General features: G+C 66.8%; 16 protein-coding genes. 11 read left to right on the top strand and 5 right to left on the bottom strand.

The annotated features are described in order from the left end of the window. Nucleotides 1-13 precede the first annotated feature (13 nt). Nucleotides 14-844: a helix-turn-helix transcriptional regulator gene (locus ACNF49_RS44210; RefSeq protein ID WP_482941464.1), complete on the bottom strand. Its 831-nt coding sequence runs from the start codon at nt 842-844 to the stop codon at nt 14-16. Nucleotides 845-1,396: 552 nt separating this feature from the next. On the opposite strand from ACNF49_RS44210, the gene ACNF49_RS44205 reads away from it, so the two are divergent. Both ACNF49_RS44205 and ACNF49_RS44200 read left to right on the top strand, forming a co-directional pair. Next, entirely contained in the window at nt 1,397-1,735 is a 339-nt protein-coding gene (locus ACNF49_RS44205; protein ID WP_357978696.1) for a CU044_2847 family protein, read from the top strand. Beyond that, nucleotides 1,732-5,466 (top strand): trypsin-like peptidase domain-containing protein, encoded by a 3,735-nt coding sequence (locus ACNF49_RS44200; RefSeq protein WP_498703459.1) that lies wholly within the window; start codon nt 1,732-1,734, stop codon nt 5,464-5,466. The genes ACNF49_RS44205 and ACNF49_RS44200 overlap by 4 nt, the downstream gene beginning before the upstream one ends. 66 nt (nt 5,467-5,532) lie before the next feature. Here the strand turns inward: ACNF49_RS44200 and ACNF49_RS44195 are convergent, their stop codons facing one another. Continuing rightward, nucleotides 5,533-5,736: a hypothetical protein gene (locus ACNF49_RS44195; protein ID WP_482941462.1), complete on the bottom strand. Its 204-nt coding sequence runs from the start codon at nt 5,734-5,736 to the stop codon at nt 5,533-5,535. A 1,953-nt stretch (nt 5,737-7,689) separates the two neighbouring features. Here ACNF49_RS44195 and ACNF49_RS44190 point away from each other — a divergent pair. The 6 genes from ACNF49_RS44190 (at nt 7,690) to ACNF49_RS44165 (ending at nt 13,030) form a co-directional block, all read left to right on the top strand. Continuing rightward, nucleotides 7,690-7,800 carry a tyrosine-type recombinase/integrase gene (locus ACNF49_RS44190; protein ID WP_482941460.1) on the top strand — a complete coding sequence of 37 codons (111 nt, stop codon included), beginning with the start codon at nt 7,690-7,692 and terminating at the stop codon, nt 7,798-7,800. A gap of 1,686 nt (nt 7,801-9,486) precedes the next feature. After that, on the top strand, nt 9,487-9,693 hold the full coding sequence (locus tag ACNF49_RS44185) for a cold-shock protein (protein WP_020545593.1): 207 nt from the start codon (nt 9,487-9,489) through the stop codon (nt 9,691-9,693). 351 nt (nt 9,694-10,044) lie between these two features. After that, nucleotides 10,045-11,472: a DEAD/DEAH box helicase gene (locus ACNF49_RS44180; RefSeq protein ID WP_482941459.1), complete on the top strand. Its 1,428-nt coding sequence runs from the start codon at nt 10,045-10,047 to the stop codon at nt 11,470-11,472. Between the two features lie 464 nt (nt 11,473-11,936). Next, nucleotides 11,937-12,131, top strand: a complete 195-nt coding sequence (locus tag ACNF49_RS44175) for a hypothetical protein (protein WP_482941458.1) — start codon at nt 11,937-11,939, stop codon at nt 12,129-12,131. Nucleotides 12,132-12,206: 75 nt separating this feature from the next. After that, a complete protein-coding gene (locus tag ACNF49_RS44170) occupies nt 12,207-12,602 on the top strand; it encodes a hypothetical protein (protein ID WP_482941457.1) in 396 nt (131 codons plus the stop codon). Between the two features lie 23 nt (nt 12,603-12,625). Next, nucleotides 12,626-13,030, top strand: coding sequence for an integrase core domain-containing protein (locus ACNF49_RS44165; RefSeq protein WP_482941456.1), 405 nt, complete (start codon nt 12,626-12,628; stop codon nt 13,028-13,030). 582 nt (nt 13,031-13,612) lie between these two features. Here the strand turns inward: ACNF49_RS44165 and ACNF49_RS44160 are convergent. Next, entirely contained in the window at nt 13,613-14,446 is an 834-nt protein-coding gene (locus tag ACNF49_RS44160; RefSeq protein WP_498703458.1) for a tetratricopeptide repeat protein, read from the bottom strand. A gap of 133 nt (nt 14,447-14,579) precedes the next feature. Between ACNF49_RS44160 and ACNF49_RS44155 the strand changes: the two genes are divergently transcribed. Both ACNF49_RS44155 and ACNF49_RS44150 read left to right on the top strand, forming a co-directional pair. Further along, nucleotides 14,580-15,413, top strand: a complete 834-nt coding sequence (locus ACNF49_RS44155; protein WP_482941454.1) for an IS5 family transposase — start codon at nt 14,580-14,582, stop codon at nt 15,411-15,413. Beyond that, nucleotides 15,410-15,847 carry a hypothetical protein gene (locus ACNF49_RS44150; RefSeq protein WP_482941453.1) on the top strand — a complete coding sequence of 146 codons (438 nt, stop codon included), beginning with the start codon at nt 15,410-15,412 and terminating at the stop codon, nt 15,845-15,847. Before ACNF49_RS44155 ends, ACNF49_RS44150 begins: the two co-directional genes overlap by 4 nt. A gap of 58 nt (nt 15,848-15,905) precedes the next feature. Here the strand turns inward: ACNF49_RS44150 and ACNF49_RS44145 are convergent, their stop codons facing one another. Together ACNF49_RS44145 and ACNF49_RS44140 are read right to left on the bottom strand one after the other, a co-directional pair. Beyond that, nucleotides 15,906-16,859, bottom strand: coding sequence for a hypothetical protein (locus ACNF49_RS44145; protein WP_482941452.1), 954 nt, complete (start codon nt 16,857-16,859; stop codon nt 15,906-15,908). Nucleotides 16,860-16,891: 32 nt separating this feature from the next. Beyond that, on the bottom strand, nt 16,892-17,401 hold the full coding sequence (locus tag ACNF49_RS44140) for a hypothetical protein (protein WP_482941451.1): 510 nt from the start codon (nt 17,399-17,401) through the stop codon (nt 16,892-16,894). Between the two features lie 507 nt (nt 17,402-17,908). Here ACNF49_RS44140 and ACNF49_RS44135 point away from each other — a divergent pair. Then, on the top strand, nt 17,909-19,381 hold the full coding sequence (locus ACNF49_RS44135) for a hypothetical protein (protein ID WP_482941450.1): 1,473 nt from the start codon (nt 17,909-17,911) through the stop codon (nt 19,379-19,381). Nucleotides 19,382-19,383: the final 2 nt, after the last annotated feature.

Genomic DNA, 19,383 nt, shown 5'->3' with positions numbered 1-19,383 from the left:
GCACTGGCCGCAGTCAGGGCAACCAGTCGATCGCGGCGGCGAGCTCGGAGGGCGCGTTGCCGAAGGTACGCCGGAAGGCCCGGGTGAAGTGCGGGCCGTCGGTGAACCCGGCCGCGTGCGCGGCCGCCGTCAACGTCTCCCCGGCGGCCACCCGGTCGATGGCCCGCCGCAGGCGCAGCCACCGTACGTACGGCCGTAGCGGGATCCCCACGTGCGCGCTGAACAGGTGCGCGAGCCGGCTCGGCGACAGGTGGACCGCGTCCGCGACCGCCCGCAGCCTTACCGGTCCTCCCGCCAGGAGCGCGGGAATGACGGCGATCGCCGCCTCCACCGCCGGGTGCGGCGGGACGCCGCCGGGGCCGGCGAGGCCGCTCCACGCCTCGACGGCGCGCAGCGCGCTCGCCGCCTCGGCCGAGCGCGCGTGACCGACCGGCGGCTCGGTGAACATGAGCGGCCGCGTTCCCGCGCGGCTCGCCGGCTGCGAGCCCACGGGGTCGATCGGCGGAGGGCCGTGTCCGGTCCGGGCGGCGGACAGCGACCAGGACGAAGCCCCCGGCCCGGTGCCGGCGCGCGCGAGCAGGGACCTGCCCGGCGAACTACGCGGATCCAGGTGGACGAGCAGGGCGTCGCGAGCCCCGGTAAGCACCGTGTGGCCGGTGTCGGGCGGGATGACGGCGACGCGCGTGGTCAGCTGTTCGCCGTGGGCGTCGGCCATGGTGAACGGCTCGGTGGCGATGACGAGCTGGACCGCGTGGTGCGCGTGCAGGTCGTTGCCGCCGATCGCGCCGCCGTACAGCATGAGGCCGGGCCGCAGGAGACACCAGCCGCGCCAGCCACGCGACATCACTCCGCCCTCCTTCCCAGGGGGTCGGCCCGCCGCGCCCGGCCGGCCTCCACTTGGCCGGCTCCATCATCTCCCCGACGAGCTCCACAGTCGGTTGTCGTGGATTCGGCCGGGATCCCGTCGGGAGGCGGCCCGGCGGCGTGGGGAGGCCGCCGGGCTGCTCTGGGTGGACGTCGATCTGGAGTGCTCACCATCGTCCATCAGCTGGTGCACACCGACGAGGGGCTGGTCTGGTGCGAGCCGAAGAGCGCGGCCGGCCGGCGGACGTTGGCACCCGATCCGGAGACCGTGCGGCTGCTGCGCCGGCGCGGCGGGCGCGGAGTTGAAGGTGGTGCGGGGCACGCTGGGGCATGCCGGCATCGTGCCTCACGACGCAGGTGGTCGTTGTAGTGATCGACGTACTCGTTCGGAGGACGCCTCGCAGCCGCCAACTCGCCACCGGGAATCGGCCGGTCCACCGGAGATGCCCATGAGACGTGGTGACGGTTGTCCATCCCGTCGATGCTCGTGGTATTCATACGGCAGCGGATCTCTCCCGTCGAAAGGCCGAACATGCTGGATGAGGGGACTCTCCTCGACAACGAGCACCTGGTACGCGTGCGGGCGGGCGACAGCGTCGTCTACCTGCACGCCGTACGGGCCCCCGGGGAGGCGGGCACGGAAGTGGCGATCAGCGGACTGAGGCCCACCCTGGAGCAGGCGCTCGCGGGCCTGTCCGAGGTGACCGAGCGGGTGTCCGAGAAGCTGCGGACGACCGACGCCTCCAAGGTCGCCATCGAGTTCGGCTGCGAATTCGCGCTGGAGTCCGGCAAGCTGGTCGCGGTGATCGGCAAGGGCTCGGCGAAGTCGACCTTCAAGGTGACGATGGAGTGGAGCAACTCGGCTCCGTGACGGGATGGGAGCCCCTCCTCAAATCCGCTACGGTCGCGCTGACCGGCGGTACGGGGGGCAGGACGGGCACCGGATTCTTCGTCGCGCCCGGCCTCGTGGTCACTTGTGCCCACGTCCTGGCCGACCAGGGTGAGGCATTGCCCGAGGAGATCGTGGGGCAGGTCGTGTCCGAGGGCGCGGCCATACGCCTGCGTACCAGGCCCGAATGGTACTTCCGCGACGATGCCACCGGCCTTGACGTGGCCTTTCTCGCCGATGCCGAGCAGCACGAGAGACGACCCGTGCTGCTGTCGCCGGAGCTGGAGGTCGGCGACCGGCTGTGGGCCTACGGCCATCCCGACGGGCTGTTCCGGGCGGGCCAGCCCGCCACGTTCGTCTACGAGGGATCCTCCCGGCGCTCGCCCGGCTCCCGGCTGGAGCTGCCGAGATTACGCGGGACCCCGGTGACCGGAGGATTCAGCGGCGGGCCCGTGGTGAACCTCCGTACTGGTGCGATCTGCGGCATGCTGTCCACCTCGGACCACCGGGGCAGCGCCCACATGATCGACGTGGCGGACATCATGGCGCGTGGAGGGCTGAACGCCCTCCCACGGCCCGACTGGCTGGCGGAGCTCACCGACGAGCAACTGCGGCACGGCGGCTGGTCGTACCCGGGCCGCGCCGTCCGCGCCTACCTGCGTGCCGCCGAGCAGGCCGCAAAGACACACCCGTACCCCGGGGTGTTGCCGGACGTGGTCGCCCCGCCACTCGCCGCCATCTATGTCCAGCAGAACGCCGGCGCGTTGTCCGCCGAGTACGACGACGACATACCGCTCAGTGCCGACTTCCTGCTGGGGCAGGACACCGACGCGTTGGTCGTCGGCGGGCCGGGTGCCGGGAAGTCTTGCCTGCTGCGCATGTTCGTGACCACGCTCGCGGAGCGCCAGCGGAACGACGCGGCCGTCACAGAGGTACCGGTCCTGGTCCAGGCCGCCGACCTCGCCGGTTCCGCGTCGCTGCCACAGGCCATCGCCGCCGGTGTGCACGGCGACCTGGCCCAGGCCGGTCTGCTGGACGAATTGCCTGCCGACTTCTTCAGGAACGCGCCCGTGCCGGGCGGCCGCTGGCTGGTTCTCGTGGACGGCCTGGACGAGATCCTCGATCTCGGAGAGCGCCGGCGGGTGATCGGCAGGACGTTCGGCGTCCGCGACATTCCCCAAGACGCCCCGTACCGCTTCATCGTGGCCACCCGGCCCCTGGCTTGGGCCGAGAGGCCCCAAGGGGCCGCGAGCTACGCGCTGATGCCGCTGTCGGAGTACCAGCTCGCACTGCTCGCCGAGCGCTGGTTCAGCGAGCTGGAACTCCCGCTGCCCGTGCAGGCCGCTTCCCGGCTGGTCGACGCCATCAAGGAGGCCCGGCTGTCGGAATTGGCCAGAACGCCGCTCATGGCCACGATCTTGTGCCAGCTGTTCGCCGCCAACCCCAGACGCGAGCTGCCGCGCAGCCGGGTCGAGGCGTACGAGGCGTTCCTCGCTCTGCTGCGCGAACGCTCGTTCAGCGCCACGTCCGGCGGCCTGTTCCCCCAGACACGCACGACGATCTCCCGGTACGGCCCCCAGGCCGTCTCTGCTGCCGAGCAGGTGCCGCCCCGGATCGTCGAGGCCCTGTGCGCGGCGGCGTTCGACATGTTCGAGCGTGAGGGGAGAGCCATCAAGCCAGATGTGGTGTACGCGCCATTCGACAAGACACGGCCGGGACATGTCCCCGAGCCCGTCTGGCAGAGCCTGGTCAGGGAGATCGCCCGGCGCAGCGGGCTGGTGTTGCAGCGGGCCGGCGGCGAGTTCGTCTTCGTGCATCAGACGATCGCGGAGTTCCTCGCCGCGCGCCACATCCGCGAGGTTCCTGGCCTGCACGCGTGGGCGGTCAAGAAGCTGAAGAACCTGCTGACGAACCTGGCCGTGTCGAAGGCACCGATCAGGCTGGCCGACCAGTTCGTGCTTTCGGAGCTGCGCGACGTCCGCGCCCTGCGCTCCGTGCTGACCGAGTTGGCGAAGGACGGGAACGGCAGTCGGCTGATCGCCCGGCTGGCTCGGGAGGGGGTGGTGCTGCCCGAGAACGTCCGCAAGGTCGCCGCGGATCGCCTCGTGCGGAACGCCGACAGGTTCGGGACCGCCCTGTTCGAGACTGGGTTGCTCCTGGACTCGTTGGACGATCCGCGCGCGTCCGACCTGCTGTTGCGGCAGGCGGAGGCGGAGGAGCGGCGCCAGGGCATCGCCTGGCGCGCGCTCGACCACCTCCTCCGCCTCGGCGACCAGCGCGCGCACCCGCTGCTGGCCAGGATCGTCAACGATCCGTGCCGCAGCCGAGCGGAGCAGGGCCGTGCCGCCATCGCGCTGGCCCGAACGTCTGACCACGCCGAGCTGCGCCACGACTGGTACACGCGCGTCGCGGCGGAGCTGCCCAGAAACTTCCCCGCCGACTGGCTGCGGAGTGTTCTGGAGGGCACGGCCACATCGGCCTCCGTGCAGCTCTGCCTGGACCTGCTCGAACAGGTGAACCTCGACGTGAGCAGGAAGCCCTTGCTGATGCGCGGACTGTGCGCCAGCAACCCGCACGGCGTTCAGGACTTCCTGCACGCGGTCGCCTGCGACCGGCGGGTCGACCCTGGACAGCAGCTCGGCCAGATCACCCAGACCTATCCCCGTGACATGCCCAAGGCCTTTGCCCTTCGACTTGCCGTCTCGCCGTCGGTGTCGCCCCGGATACGCGTCTGGGCCGTGGGCTGTCTCCGCACGCTTCCCAGGATGCGGGAGCGTGCGATCACCGTGCTCAAGGAGGTGGTGGGCGATCCCGCCGTCCCTGCAGGCGTACGCAGCAGCGCCGCCGTCAGGCTCATGTACTGGCGCGCCTCAGGCCCGGAAATCCTCGAAGGGCTCGCCCGAGACAGGAGCACCGGCTGGGCGGTCCGCCACGGCATCGCGCACACCCTGATCAGCTTCGGCGAGAAACGCGGCCTGAGCCTGCTCGCCGAGCTCGCCGCCGACCCCGCCTGCCACGTCATCGACCGCTGCTCTGCCGCTCTCGCCCTGCTCACGCGCGAAGCCCAAGCTCTGGTCACTTCGAACCCACAGGGCTCGGCGGCTCAGCCTGACGTGGGCGACGAGGTGGCCCGTCTCCTGGCGGACGTCTTCACCGACGAGAGCCTGGACCGCACCGCACGCCGTATAGCGCTCGGTGGATGCGCCCGGCGCCCACACCCGTCCATCACAGCCGCGCTCTCGGCCGTGGTCGCGCATCCCGCGCTCGATCCCGGGACGCGCCGCCTGGCGTTCGCGCACCTTTCCCACCGCGACCCGGAAGCGGCGGTCGGCGCCTGGCTCGTCCTGCCGCCCACGCTGTCCGGCAACCCCGCCCTGTTACGCGTCCTCCTGGAGGTGGCGGATCCGTTGCACGCGGAGTGCCTGGACAGGCTGCTCACCGCTCCCGGCCTCCTGCCCGAGCATGTCCTGATTCTGGCCCGTCAGATCGTCCACACCGATCCACAACGGGCCTCGGACCTGCTGGCGTCTTTGCTGAACCCCCAGATCCCGCCCTCGCCGCGGATCCGTGCCGCCTACGCACTGGCCTGCCTGGACGACCCGCGCGGCCCTGCCTTCCTGTCCGCCACCGTCGGCGCCACAGACGAGTCGCTGCCCCTGCGCGCTGCGGCCACCGAGTACCTCACCCGCCTCACGAACCCCGTCGGCAACTGAGTCAGCTGGTCGGGGCTCCGCTCTGCCGACGGGGCAATCTGACGGATCGTCCGGTGTCCTGGGGCGTCAGGAATAGAAGCCCTTCCAGTACTCGTGATGGCTCTCGGTGAAGTCGTCGGGACGCGTCTGGCGCAGCCGGCGATACCGGTCCACGTACAAGTCGAGGGCTTCGTGAAGGCTGCATTCAAAGGTGTCCTTGATGAGCTTGATGCCTCTGATCGTTTGGCCCTGAACGACGAGGTCGTCCAGTCCGGCCGGTTCATCGCTCATGCCGTCATCCTGGAGGCGGACCATTCCTCCGGCAAACCGTCTCCGGCAAGGCAGTCGGACGCTCTCGCACACCCTCGCCTTCCTCTCCCAGCCCGTCAGCCATCGGCTGTTCGCGCTCCACCGGTTGACCGCCCTGCGCGGGCTACGCCGAGGCGAGGCCGTCGGACTGCGGTGAAGGACATCGACCTGACCGCCGGAACGCCGGCGCGACAGATCACCCAGCTGGGCCCGGAGCCGGTGCAGAGCAGGCCGAAGGATCATTGGCGAGCCGCTAGCCCCAGCTCGCCCCCTCACCGAGCCGTCGCTGTCCAGCCATGGGATGAACGGGCAGCCCACGCTCTGGCCCACCTGGTACGAGCCGGGCAGGAGCCGCCGTTTCCGCTGGGGTCGCAGTGGGCTGGGCTCGGGCTGGTGACGCCCCCAGTCGCGCTGGCCGCGTACGAGGGCGAAGTCGAGTTCGCCCAGGGACCACGTGAACGACCGGGCGACATCAGCGATGGCGTCGGCGCACCCGAGCCCGGGCTTCGCTCCACACAGGATGTGTCGCGCAGCGACTTCGTCAGGGATCCTGTCACTGCCGCTGGGGCGGCCTGGACGGTGATGCTCGCGGTCCGCGATGCACGGCCCGTGTGCAAGGGCGACGACCGAGCGACCGACCATGATCAAAGACAGGATCCGAGGGTGGCGGGAATCGACAAACCCCAGGTCGGACGCGGCATTGAAGAGTAGGGCAGGCGGGACTTGAACCCACGACCCACGGATTATGAGTGGAGTTGATCTTAGTTGGCAGATGGTGCTCTGAGCTGCGCCTCGGCGGGACGTTGCTCCGGTCGCTCTGATGGCGTTCCGCGTATGTGCCGGATCTTGAAAAGCACGTCCGTGTACGCCTCGCCCGCCTGATCGTCCGTATGCCCTGGTCCACACCGAAGCGGCTGAGGGCTGGCCATGGGCTCGCGGATCAAATCCAGTTCGAGCCATTCCAGATAGTTCAATGCAGGTCAGTGGACATGCCTGTTCCAGCCTGAACGACCTAGCATGGACTTGAACTGCAACGTGGACTGCAACTGATGGTCCATTGGCTTACGGCGTTGTGGACAGCACGCATGCGCGCTGTGTTCAGATCTCTGAGGGCTGACACCTTCTCAATCAACAGTATTGGACCTCAACCTGTTGGCACACTGACCGAATGCGGTCATCGAGATTCTCGATCCTTCCTTCGAGTCGGTCGATCTCCCTGGAGCGCAGTGAGGCAGACGCGAATACAAGCAGAACACAAATGGGCGCAAGCGCCACTCCAGTGATTGCCAGACTGAGTCCGATTGCTTGTCGCTTCCGTCGCGTCGCCAAAATGCCAGCCAAACTGACGAGAAAGCCCATGGCTGCGGTCAACAGGCCCCCTTCTCGGGGGACTGCGGGGGACAACAAGACCAGAGCGAGTCCGACGACTGCTAAGGCCGAAAACTTCGGCTTCTCTGCAGGGTGTCCGGGACACGCGGCATCATGGGGACACGGAGCAAGTGGAGGATTGCTGGGGCCTATTCTGCGCTGCATCGTATTGATCTATCCACTCTTCATGCCGCTGTCAAGCCGTGGGCCACTCGTATGAGTTGTGATAGGAACGGGTCGCTGTGGGGCCAAGTTCGCGGTGGGCCTGTAGGTTCAGGTAAGGCACCTGAACCTCGCGGCTTATGGCACGGCGCCCAACCGCTACTGGGTTTTGTCGCGGCGCACAGCCGCCCTGTCTGACGGGCCGCCCGATCAAGGGGGCCTTCCGCTTGCGGAGGATCAAGGATTTGCACCCCGGATGGGTGGGAACCCAAACCGCATTAGCAGCTCGGATCTTGTGTGTCCCCATCGGTTCCACCTGGACCACCTGGCCACGCTGGTCTCCATGGGACGGCTATGTACGAGACGGTATTGCAACCAGAACTGCAACTACTGTAGTTGCCACCGGTGCGGCTGCATGACCTCCGCCACGGCGCCGCGTCGATCATGCTCGCTGCCGGAGTGGATCTGAAGGTCGTGCAGGAGGTGCTCGGGCATGTGTCATCCACCTTCACCTGAGACACCTACACCAGCGTTTACCCAGGGGTGGCCCGCGCCGCCGCGGAATCAACCGCGGCCCTCATCAACACCGCAGCCGCAGGTGCCCAGAGCGCCCGGCTGATCACACTCCCGAACCGCACCGGCGACACCGTCACTTGAACCACCGGACGCAGCAGGCCCGCCGACTCTTCGGCGGGCCTGCTTTTCAATTCAGCGCCGTGCAGGGATATGCAGCTGATCAATCCCCTGGCTCATCCTGCAAGCGCGCCGAGACGATCGCCTGAGGGAGTAGCAGATCTTTTATCTGCTGGTTGGAAATGCCTGTCGAGCCCGACGGGGCGGCTTGGGTGAGACTTGACCCCGCAACAGGTCATCGCTGACGGGCGGGGCCGTGCGGGCCTTCTGGCTTGGTCTTCTGTTGGTCGTCGCCGGGGTCTGAACTGACGACGGTGGCCAAATGATCTACCGGCGTACACGGTGCGTACACAAGAGCAACCATGGAGCAACCAACCATGATCAACGGCGAGATCCGAGGGTGGCGGGAGCCGAGAAACCCCAGGTCGGACGCGGTGTTGAAGAGTAGGGCGGGTGGGACTTGAACCCACGACCCACGGATTATGAGAATCCTTGGTTGATGTCGCTCGGTGTCACGGAGTGCTGTTTGTATTGTCGTGGCCGGAATTATCCCCGTCGTCGTGTCGGTCTGTGCCGACGCGTGCCGTGCTGTATCGCGTACACGCGAGCAACCACCGAGCAACCATGCGTTCTTGACCATCGGCACTATGCGCCATTTGTCCCCCATCTCGGCGCGGCTGTCTGGGGCCAGGCTTGCGTGGTGAACTCGAATTTTGCGGCGGACCGAGCTGTGCGAGCAACCACCGAACAGTCATCGCGTGGTCATTTGCGTTCACAGGCAGGATGGCTCGCAGCGGACCTCGGATGCGATGCATGGTCTGCCTGACGTGCATGGACGTGATTTTCGGCAGGCGCACAGTTGGTGGCCGGTGCCCGGGACGGGCGGGCCCTGGGGCCAGTTGCCGCCCACGCGCAGCTCCCACCACTGGTGCGGCTCCCAGTCGCAATCGTGCACGCTGAGCCGCCTGAGTATCCCGTCCGCCTAGAAGCATTTGCCGCGACTCTTGATGCGGTACCAGCCCGGGCCGCCGTACTCGGCGACCGGCTGGTTCTCGACCAGGTGGGCGACCCGATGTGTCACTGGAGTATTAGCCGATCCTCGACCGGCGAGCGGCCCGGTGCCGCCGAGTACCTCGCCGACCTGCTGGTCTGCTCGGTCGTACAGGCAGGGCGCGCTGGCCGGGACGCCTGCGGGGCCCGGAACCGTAAGCCTTTCCCAGCCTGAATGGCGGTCTCTTTGATGAGCTGCAGGACGAGGAGATTGCCTGGCCGATCGGGATGGCGCGGTGCGGGCAACAGCGCAGTTGAACCTGGAACTTGCAGGTCAAGGCGGCGATGGCGCGCGGATGAGGTCGGCGTCGGCGGGGGCATGCGCAGCACGCCGGCACATGTGCTAGATTGAGATCAGTTGCAGTTGTGGTACCCATAAAGACTTGTGTGCACCTGACGGTATGTAGCCTCAGGTGCATTTTTTGTTCTCCGGTCATTTCCGGGTGTGTGGTCCTATCGCGGCGACGCGGAATCCGTTCGATGCGGATTTCGGCTTTGCACCCATCGAAGGAGATCAACATGGCTTCTGGCACCGTGAAGTGGTTCAACGCGGAAAAGGGCTTCGGCTTCATCGAGCAGGACGGCGGCGGCGCCGACGTCTTCGCGCACTACTCCAACATCGTCGCCAACGGCGGCTACCGTGAGCTGCGCGAGGGCCAGAAGGTGGCCTTCGACGTCACGCAGGGCCAGAAGGGCCCGCAGGCCGAGAACATCGTTCCCGCCTGACACTGCGCACCACGTAGCCGGGGCCCGCGCCGCAGGGTGCGGTCCCCGGCGCGTTGCTTTTGTGGCATCCATCGTGCCGTGATGACCTCACAACCCGAGAAGCACAGCATGTCTGTTCTTCCGCCGCACACCGGATGCACCACCGATGGCTCCGGTTCGGGCATAGGCCCGCTCCAGTTCTACGGCGCGGCATCACAGCCGCGTTCTTCCGGCGAAAGCCGACCATTTCGACGTACGAGCCCAGGCTGTTTCCGCCGGCTCGACTCGTCTCTCTTCGGCTCGTGCTAGCCGTTCTTGTGCCGCTCATCGCGCCGAGGATCCTGACACGTGCCGCATCGAGGAAGGTTCTGCATGAACCACGCAACTCGCGCGCACGATCGCAACTCTTCGCCCCGTACGGGCGGCTCCGCCCGAAGCAGGGGCGGCCGATTCAGCTCTCCGGCTCAGGGCCGTTCAGGCGCCTCCAGCCGGTCCGGCAACGGGCGGCGTCCCGCCGCGCTCCAGAGAGAGTTCGCGCTGCCGGTCACCGTAACCCCGGCCCTGCCGGCAGCCGCGACATTCGCTGAGCTGAGCATGCCGCCCGCACTGCTCAAGGTGCTCACCGGCCTGGGCGTGAACGAACCGTTCCCCATCCAGGCGGCCACGCTGCCGAACTCCCTGGCCGGCCGGGACGTCCTGGGACGGGGGCGCACCGGGTCGGGCAAGACACTCGCCTTCGGCCTGGCCCTGCTCGTCCGCACCTCCGGACAGCGCGCACAATCGCGGCGACCGCTCGCCCTGATCCTCGTCCCCACCAGGGAACTGGCCCAGCAGGTCACCGATGCGCTCACGCCGTACGCCCAAGCACTGAAGCTGCGGCTGGCCACGGTCGTCGGCGGCATGTCGATCAGCCGCCAGGCCCATGCGCTGCGCAACGGTGCCGAGGTCGTCATCGCGACCCCGGGACGGCTCAGGGATCTCATCGAGCGCGGCGACTGCAGCCTGGACCAGGTCGGCATCACCGTGCTGGACGAAGCCGACCAGATGGCCGACATGGGCTTCATGCCGCAGATCACCCACCTGCTCGACCAGGTGCGCCCAGCTGGCCAGCGGATGCTGTTCTCCGCCACTTTGGACCGCAACGTCGATCTGCTGGTCCGCCGCTATCTGAGCGACCCGGTGGTCCATTCGGTCGACCCCTCGGCGGGCGCGGTCACCACGATGGAGCACCACGTGCTGCACATCCAGGGTGCCGACAAGCAGGCCACCACTGTGGAGATCGCTGCTCGCGACGGTCGGGTGATCATGTTCCTGGACACCAAGCACGCTGTGGACCGGCTCACCGAACAGTTGCTGAACAGCGGAGTGCGCGCCGCCGCGCTGCACGGAGGCAAGTCCCAGCCCCAGCGCACCCGCACCCTCGCCGAGTTCAAGAGCGGCCACGTCACGGCGCTGGTGGCGACCAACGTCGCGGCCCGCGGCATCCACGTCGACGACCTGGACCTCGTCGTCAACGTCGACCCGCCGAGCGACCACAAGGACTACCTGCACCGCGGCGGCCGCACCGCCCGCGCCGGCGAGTCCGGCAGCGTCGTCACCCTGGTACTGCCCAATCAGCGCCGTGACATGACCCGCTTGATGGCCGACGCCGGTATCGTCCCGCAGACCAGCGAGGTCCGTTCGGGCGAGGCCGAGCTGAGGCGTATCACGGGCGCCCAGGCTCCCTCAGGCATCCCCGTGACCATCACCGCACCGGTTGCCAGTCGCCGGTCGGGACGGAACGGCAGACGATTCCGGTAGCAGCGGATGGGGACTCGCCCAAGGCCAGGCAGTCAAGGCTTTTGGGCTGTTGGCAAGAGTGCTGAAGAGATCGGCCGGGCGGTGTGGATACCCGGCCGATCTTGCGGATGAGTTGGCTGCCGGCCCAGCGAGACAGTTGCCGCTACATGGTGTTGAGGGTGACATCGCGGAGGTGGCGGGCGATGTCCCAGGCTGGTCAGGGGCGGTTGGGGTCTTGGTGGAGCAGGGCCAGGACCTGTTGTTGTCTGCGGTGCTCGGCCGGGGCGATGGACGACCGGCTCAAGGTCGAGAAAGATCGAGGCTAGGAGATCTACCTGATCTTCGTTGGACGTAGTTGTCGCCGTCATCTCTGCGCTTGCCGAAAATTACATCGGCCGAGGTCATGACCATGTGAGGCCTTCGCATGGCGGCGCGAACTCAGGGCCACCCGGGGGACAGAAACGCGTGCGGCAGGATGATCAGTCGTGCTCCTTCGCCTGGCCTACATCACCGTCACGAACACGTTCGCCGCGCTGCGGTTGCTGCCCCTGAGCGACCGGGACAAGGACGTGGAGGTACTCGCCCTGCGCCACCAGATCACCGTCCTCCAACGCCATATCGGCGCCGACACCAGAGTGAATTCGCACCCGAGGACCGGGCCTTTCTCGCCGCGCTCCTGACCTCACTGCCGCGTGAGGTTCTGCGCCGGCTGCGGCTTTTCGTCCGTCCGGACGCCGTCCTGCACCGGCACCGCGATGCGACGGCGTCACGCCCGTTCCTGCCAGCCGGGCCGACGTGGGCGCCGCCCCACGATCCGGTCCATCCGCGCCCTCATCCTGCGCCTGGTTCGGGAGAACCCCGGCTGGGGCTATCGGCGGGTACATGGTGAGCTCGCCACACTCGGCATCAAGGTCGCGCCGTCCGCAGTCTGGGAGATCTTCAAGCAAGAAGGCATTGATCCAGCACCCCAGCGGGCATCCACCACTTGGGCCGACTTCCTGCGCTCCCAAGCCCACGCTCTGCTCGCCTGCGATTTCATCGAGACCGTCACCTTGAACGGGCAACGCCAGTACATCCTGGCCGTCATCGAGCACGCCAGCAGGCGCGTTCGCGTACTGGGCACCACCGCCACCCGACCGCCGACTTCCTGATCCAGACGATCAGGAACCTAGTGATGGAACTGGAAGACGCAGGCTGCCGAGCACGCTTTCTGATCCGAGACAGGGATGGGAAGTTCCCCACCCTCATGGACGGAATCCTCGCCGACGCGGGCATCCAGACCGTACTCACCGGCATTCGGATGCCGCGGATGAACTCCATCATGGAACGGTGGGTACAAACCTGCCGTCACGAACTCCTAGACCGCTGCCTGCTCTGGAATGAACACCACCTCCGCCACGCCCTCGGCGAGTACGAGAAGTTCTACAACCAGCACCGCGCCCATCAAGCCCTCGACCAGGCAGCACCACTCCGCGCTCTCCCAGACCCGATCACCGAACCGGCGCGTGTCATTGACCTGACCATCCGCCGACACGACCGGCTCGGAGGCATCATCCACGCATACTCACATGCTGCTTGAGCTGCACGGACGTAATTTTCGGCAGGCGCAAAGACGAGAGAGCCGACCGGCGAGACGAGTCGAACGTGGCCGAGGCTTGACCATGCCTGGAGCCTGGCCCTGGTGGGCGAGGCTGAGCGGGCGTTCTGGCTTGATCTTCTGGTGGTCGTCTTTGGGGTCTGAGGTGATGCTGGACGTCTAAACGATCTACCGCGGTACACGGTCCGTACGCAAGAGCAACCAGCGAGCGACCAGCCGTGATCAAAAAAGAAGATCCGAGGGCTGGCGAAAACCGAGAAACCCCAGGTCAGACGCAGTTTTGAAGAGTAGGGCGGGTGGGACTTGAACCCACGACCCACGGATTATGAGAATCATTGGTTGATGTCGCTGGGTGCCGCGAAGTGCCGCTTTGTATCGTTCTGGTCGGGATTATCGTCCGCGTCGTGCCGGGTAGTGACCCTGCGTGCCAGGTCGTATCGTGTACGCGCGAGCAACCGCCGAGCAATCCTGCATCCTTTACCGTCGGCGTTATGCGGGCATGTGTCCATTCCTATGGGGTGGATCACCTCGCCGATCGAACGTACACGAGCAACCATTGAGCATTCATGGGCCATCAAATCGGCGAAGTTTGGCGCGGATCTGGTCAGCGTCAGGGTAGCCGGCCCCGATGCCCGTGCGGACGAGGCCGAGATCATCGAGGATATCTAGGGCTTGCAGCCAGGTCTCACGCGCCTCCTTTTCGTTGTCGGTCGCATAGTAGGTATCGCCGAGGCGATCAAGGGCCCAGGCATGACCGTAGAAATCGCCGAGTTCCTCCTCTACGAGGAGAGCCTGCTCGAAGTAGGCGATGGCTTGCTGGTAGTGGCCGAGTTGATGATGGGCATAGCCGAGATCGTCTAATATATGGGCCTCTGTTCGGCGATCACCAGATTCTCGGCTGAACACGAGGGCCTGCTCGAATAAGATGATGCCCTGCTGCGGATCCCCCAGCAGGATATGACTCCAGCCGATGCTGTTGAGGGCTCTTGCCTGTCCTGCATGATGGTCGGCGGCGTCGGAAAGATGGAGCGCCTGCTGGGCGTGCGGAAGTGCGTCTGCGGGGCACCCCTGTTGCTCGAACACTATGGCAACCATGTTGTGGGAGTCAGCCCGGCCGACCAGATCGCCGAGATTCTCGAATAAGCCGATGGCCTGCCGCAGATGGCTGTGCGCCTCATCGAAGCGACCGAACCAGGACAGGGCACGGCCTAGGGCGCGGTGCGCGCAGGCCTGCCCTCGCTGGTTACCAGCGTCGTGTGCCACGGACAGTGCCATGCGCTGGGTGGCGACCCAGTCATGCCAATGCCCACGCCGGGTGAAGAACTCATTGAGCGTCTCAGGTAGTAGCCAGGCGTGGGTTTGCTGCCCGCTGACAGCAGCGACCTCGATGGCGCCCACCAGCACCGGATATTCTGCTTCGAACCAGGTCAGAGTGCGGTTCGCGAGTCTATGCCTGTGATGTCGTAGTGTGATCGCATGGATTTGTAGCGTTACTGCCGGTTGGCGGTTCCGGTCGTGCTGTGATGGTCGAGTGACTGAGCGCAGGCCCTACCCCAGCGACTTAACCGACGCGCAGTGGGCATTAATCGAGCCGGTACTCACCGCGAGGAAGGCCGCGCACCCGTCCGTCAGCGGCCACGAGGGCGGCTACGAGTTACGGGAGATCGTCAACGCCATCCGCTACCAGGGACGGACCGGCGTCCAATGGGACTACTTGCCGCACGATCTGCCGCCCAAGAGCGCGACGTACTACTACTTCGGCAAGTGGCGCGACGACGGCACCGACAAGACGATCCACGACCTGCTGCGCTGGCATCTGCGGGAGAAGAAGAAGCGATTAGCCGACCCGAGCCTGGTGGTGCTGGACACCCAGAGCGTCCGCGTCGCGGCCGGTGTCCCCGCCTCCACCACCGGAAAAGACGCCGCCAAGCGCGTGCCGGGCAGGAAACGAGGCCTGGCGGTAGACGTGCTGGGGCTGGTCATCGCCGTGGTCATGCTGGCCGCCTCGGCTCACGAGAACGCCGCCGGGATCGCCCTGCTGGACCGGGTCGCCGCCACCACCGAGGGCACGGTGACCAAAGCGCTGGCCGACCAAGGGTTCAAGAACGCCGTCGTCGCGCATGGCGCCGGCCTGGGGATCGACGTGGAGATCGTCGAACGTAACCCCGCCGACAAGGGGTTCGTCCCCCAGCCCAAGCGATGGGTCGTCGAGCAGATGTACGGCATCTTGATGTTCCACCGGCGTCTGGTCCGCGACTTCGAACTCCTGCAGGCCAGTTCCGAATCACGGGTGTATTGGGCGATGACGGATGTGATGTCCCGCCGTCTGACCCGTGGCACAGCCCCGCCTGAGCGGTGGACATGACCGGGCCCGACGTGCGCCAGTCCGACCCCGGCACCTGGCTTCTGGACCGGATCGACGCCCGCGAGCACTCCCTGACCTGCCAGATCGAGCAGACCCAGGCGGAGATCGACACTCTCACCGCGCGCCTGGGTGAACTCAGCGAGCAGGTCGAGCACCTGCGAATCAGCCGCAAGACCCTCCTCTCTCTCGCCGAAGAAGATCCTGCCCCGGCCGAGCTGCCGCCGATGGTCCCCGATCACCCCGCCTATCAGCAGATTCTCGCCGCCTTCGGCGAGGCCGACGGCTCCCTGCGCGCCCGTGACGTGGCCCTGGCCATGGACCTGCCCCTGAGTCAGAACAACATCCAGAACGTCCGCGCCAAGCTCAAACGCTTGGCCAGCCGCGGCATCCTCGTCGAGACCGAGCCAGGATTGTTCACCCAGCCTCGCCCATAGCTCCAGCGACGAGCCTCCGACTGGCCGATCTATCCCAACCCCACCGGCGAAAGGGACATCAACTCGCGGAACACACTCTCAGAACCGCTGCGTAAGTCGTCAGTCCTTCCGAGGTCACGCCGGCGTCGGGTGGGGTGAGGGTGAGGAGTTCCCACCGCGGGTGCATGAGTAAGGCGGCGCCATGCGCTGTATGCAGATAGTGATCCAACATCCTGCGCAGCGTCGCCTCCCGCTCTGCCGGGGAATCATCGACCCAGACCAGCTCGGTCGCATAGGCCCGCAGGAGATCGTGGAACGCGAACCGGCCCGGGACGTGCTCGATGATCAGATGGGCGCTGGCCAGTTCAGCTAGCTGCGGTCGGACTCTTGCCACGGTGACACCAGTCAAGCTTGCCGCAGCGGGCGCTGTGATATCCGGGCCGGGATGCAACCCCAACAGCCGGAACAACCGCGCCGCGTCGCGGCTGAGCCGCCGGTAAGACCAGGAGAACAGCGCCCGTATATCCGCGGCGCCCTCTCCGCCGTCAAAAGCGGCGAGTCCGCTCCGCGCCTCGCGCAGCTCACTAGCCAATGCCGCCAGGGAGAAGCGGGGGTGGCTGGAAGCGCGGGCAGCCACGATGCTCAACGCCAACGGTAGCCGAGCACACAACGCGATGATTTCTTGGACTGACTCCGGTTCGGCCGCCACCCGCTCCGCGCCGATACGGCGCATCAGCAATTCGCGGGCCTCGGCGGCGGTAAGCAGGTCCAGCGGCAGCGGTCGCGCGCCTTCCGCGGTGATCAAGCTGGACAGCCGATTGCGGCTAGTCACCACCACCATGCATTCCGGCGAGCCGGGTAATAGCGGCCGGACCTGATCGGCGTCATTGGCGTTGTCCAAGATCAGCAAGACCCGTCGCCCAGCCAACACGCTACGGTACAAGGCCGCTTGCGTCTCCAGGTTGACAGGAATCCGCTCCGACCGTACCCCGAATGCGTCGAGCAAACCCCGCAGCGCCTCAGCCGGCGTCATCGGCTGTCCGGCTGGGTCGAACCCTCGCAGTTTTATATACAGCTGGCCATCGGGAACCGGTCGGCTACCCGATGCGCCCAGCACACCGCCAGAGCAGTCTTGCCGATCCCGGCCGTCCCGCCTATGGCGGAGATCACCACCGTACGACCCGCCATCGCGGTCTGCTCCAAGCTCTGTTCCAGTAAGCAGGTCAGTGCATCGAGTTCCGCCGTGCGACCAGCGAATCCCGCTACCGCAGCGGGCAACTGCCGCGGCGGCTCGGCCAGTGGACCAAGCGACTCGCGCTGGACCTGCGCCTCCTTCCGTTCCAGCTCAGTCCCGCCAACGGAAACCTCGTCAGTGCGGGCCGCGCGCCACGCCTCCACACCGACCCAGCCAGCCGCGAACACCACCAACCCGACTCCCGTGGACCAGTTCCAGCCCGACGTCACCACGTTGGTGAGCACCCCGGCCCCCAGCGCCAGGACCGTCGACAGCCCCGCCCCCACGCCACGCCCGGGAAACCGCCGCCTTACACCGCCCTCCTTGCTGGTCTTCGCCAAATCTCTGCACCAGCCTTCAACGTCCGCAAGCCAGGCCCAAACGGTAGCTACTGCGACCACCCTGGAGGAATCTCGTTACCAGCAATATTCATCTACCGAGGCGGAGCGGTGACCACATCGCTGCGCCGTGGTCCAAGAAGTCGGACTGCTTCAAGCGCAGACCTCCGTCCAATGAAACGGAAGGATGAGCAGTGCCGAGCGGCTGGTATGGGCCGCCCATGATCGTCCTAGTGATCTTGTACACGGTGTACGCCGTGACCCGGTGCTTGCTGTCGTTGCCCGACCTGCTGTTACGGAGTGCCGTCTCCGAAGAAGCGGCATTGCTGGTGCTCGGCGTTGAAGTGGTCCTTCGCCGTGAGTTCAGCGGTTGCACTACGCAACACTCGACCGCTAGTGGTTCGCGGCACTGCACCGTCTGAGTGACAGTCTTCTCACTATCTGCTGTCATCAAGCGACCTGCTCGATAGTGTCGGCGTTTCACGGCTTTGAAGATCGAGGGAGACCTTGATGCACTTGGCGCAGGGCCCCGACTGGAGCACCAGAGGGCTCGACGTCGCCGCGGGCAAGTACCCGCTGTCGATCGAGCGGCACGTGATGCGGATGGCCGACCTGCTGGTGCCAGGTGTGACGACGGTGACACCGCACGCTCGCTACTACAGCCTGCACGCCCTGATCGCAATCGAGGCCGAAAGCCGCGGACTGTCCCTGCAGGCAGCGCAAGACCTACTGCGTCGTTGCGAAGTCGTCATGGCAGCGGTTTCGTACGTACACGACCACAGCAGGACCGGGCTGCCCCGGGCCCACGGCCTCGACGCCCTCGCCGGCCGGCTGCAGGGCGGCGAGATCGTTATGACCGAGGCGGCACAGCCGGTGAAGGGCGGCTACGTACGTAACGTGTGGGGCTTTTGGAGTCCGTACGCGGCATCGGAGGTCGCTCTCGGCATCCTCGCGCCTGCGAGCATGCCGACCCCGGGCCCGGCCTGTGCGGCCGAGCACGTAACCGCGGGTCTCGACGGCATCCTGGAACTGGCGGCCCGCCCGAGCCTGGCCGTGGACGAACTACGCGGCCACCCACATCTGTGCGTGTGCGCCGGTGGCGGAGCGGCCGACGGGACGTGGCTGGCGAAACTGCTCTGCCTGCCCGGCGAGCAGTCCACCGAAGCCGCCGGGCTCAGCAGACGGGACACGATCCAGCTGCTCGCCCGGGTGATGCGGACCCACGAGATCGGTGACGTCACCAACGACGTCAGACCATTGATCGCGTACGGCGACTTCCTGACGAGCGACCCCGTCACCGCCCCCTTGGAGACGGCTCCAGTCTGGCGCGGGGTGATGTTACGCAACTACGCGGTCAGCGCCTGGCGACGCCTCTGGTCATGGCTCGTGTCCCAGGTCGACGGCCTAATGCCCACCGACGACCTGGCTGAGCGGTTCGCCGACAACATGCCGGACGGAACCCTGGCCGCGTTCATGGATGGGCTGCCCACCACTGTCACCCCGACCGGCGCCCCCGCCCCAGCCGAAGAGCAATTGCGGACGAGTGACCTGCCCATTCCGGTACGCGAGCTGGCGACTCTGATCGTGAACGCCCGGCGGGTGGGAGAACTGTCCGGCCGGGTACGCGACGCCTTCCTCGGGCAACGCGGCGTTGAGCTCGGCCCCGAGTGGATGGCGTGGCGGCTGGCCGAATCGCGACTTGAGTCCTCACGTGACTTCGCGCGGCGGCTGACTCACGACCTGCTGACCCGCAGCAGACGCGTGGCGCTCTCAAAGGCCCGCCGACGCCCGGACGGGACCTTGTGGCTGCCCACCCGTCTGCACGAGCGCGATGGGCTGCTCTTTCGGACCAGCCAGGAAGGGCGCGGCGACGTTGGCCTGAGGCTGGCGCAGCTCACCTCCGTGCTGGCCGGCGCCGGGGTGCTCGAACTGGCCGACGGAACCTGGCGTGTGACCGATGCCGGGCAGGTGCTCCTTGACTGAGT

It is taken from the genome of Actinomadura sp. ATCC 39365, from assembly GCF_054392275.1.
This window is presented reverse-complemented; position numbering and strand designations above follow the sequence as displayed.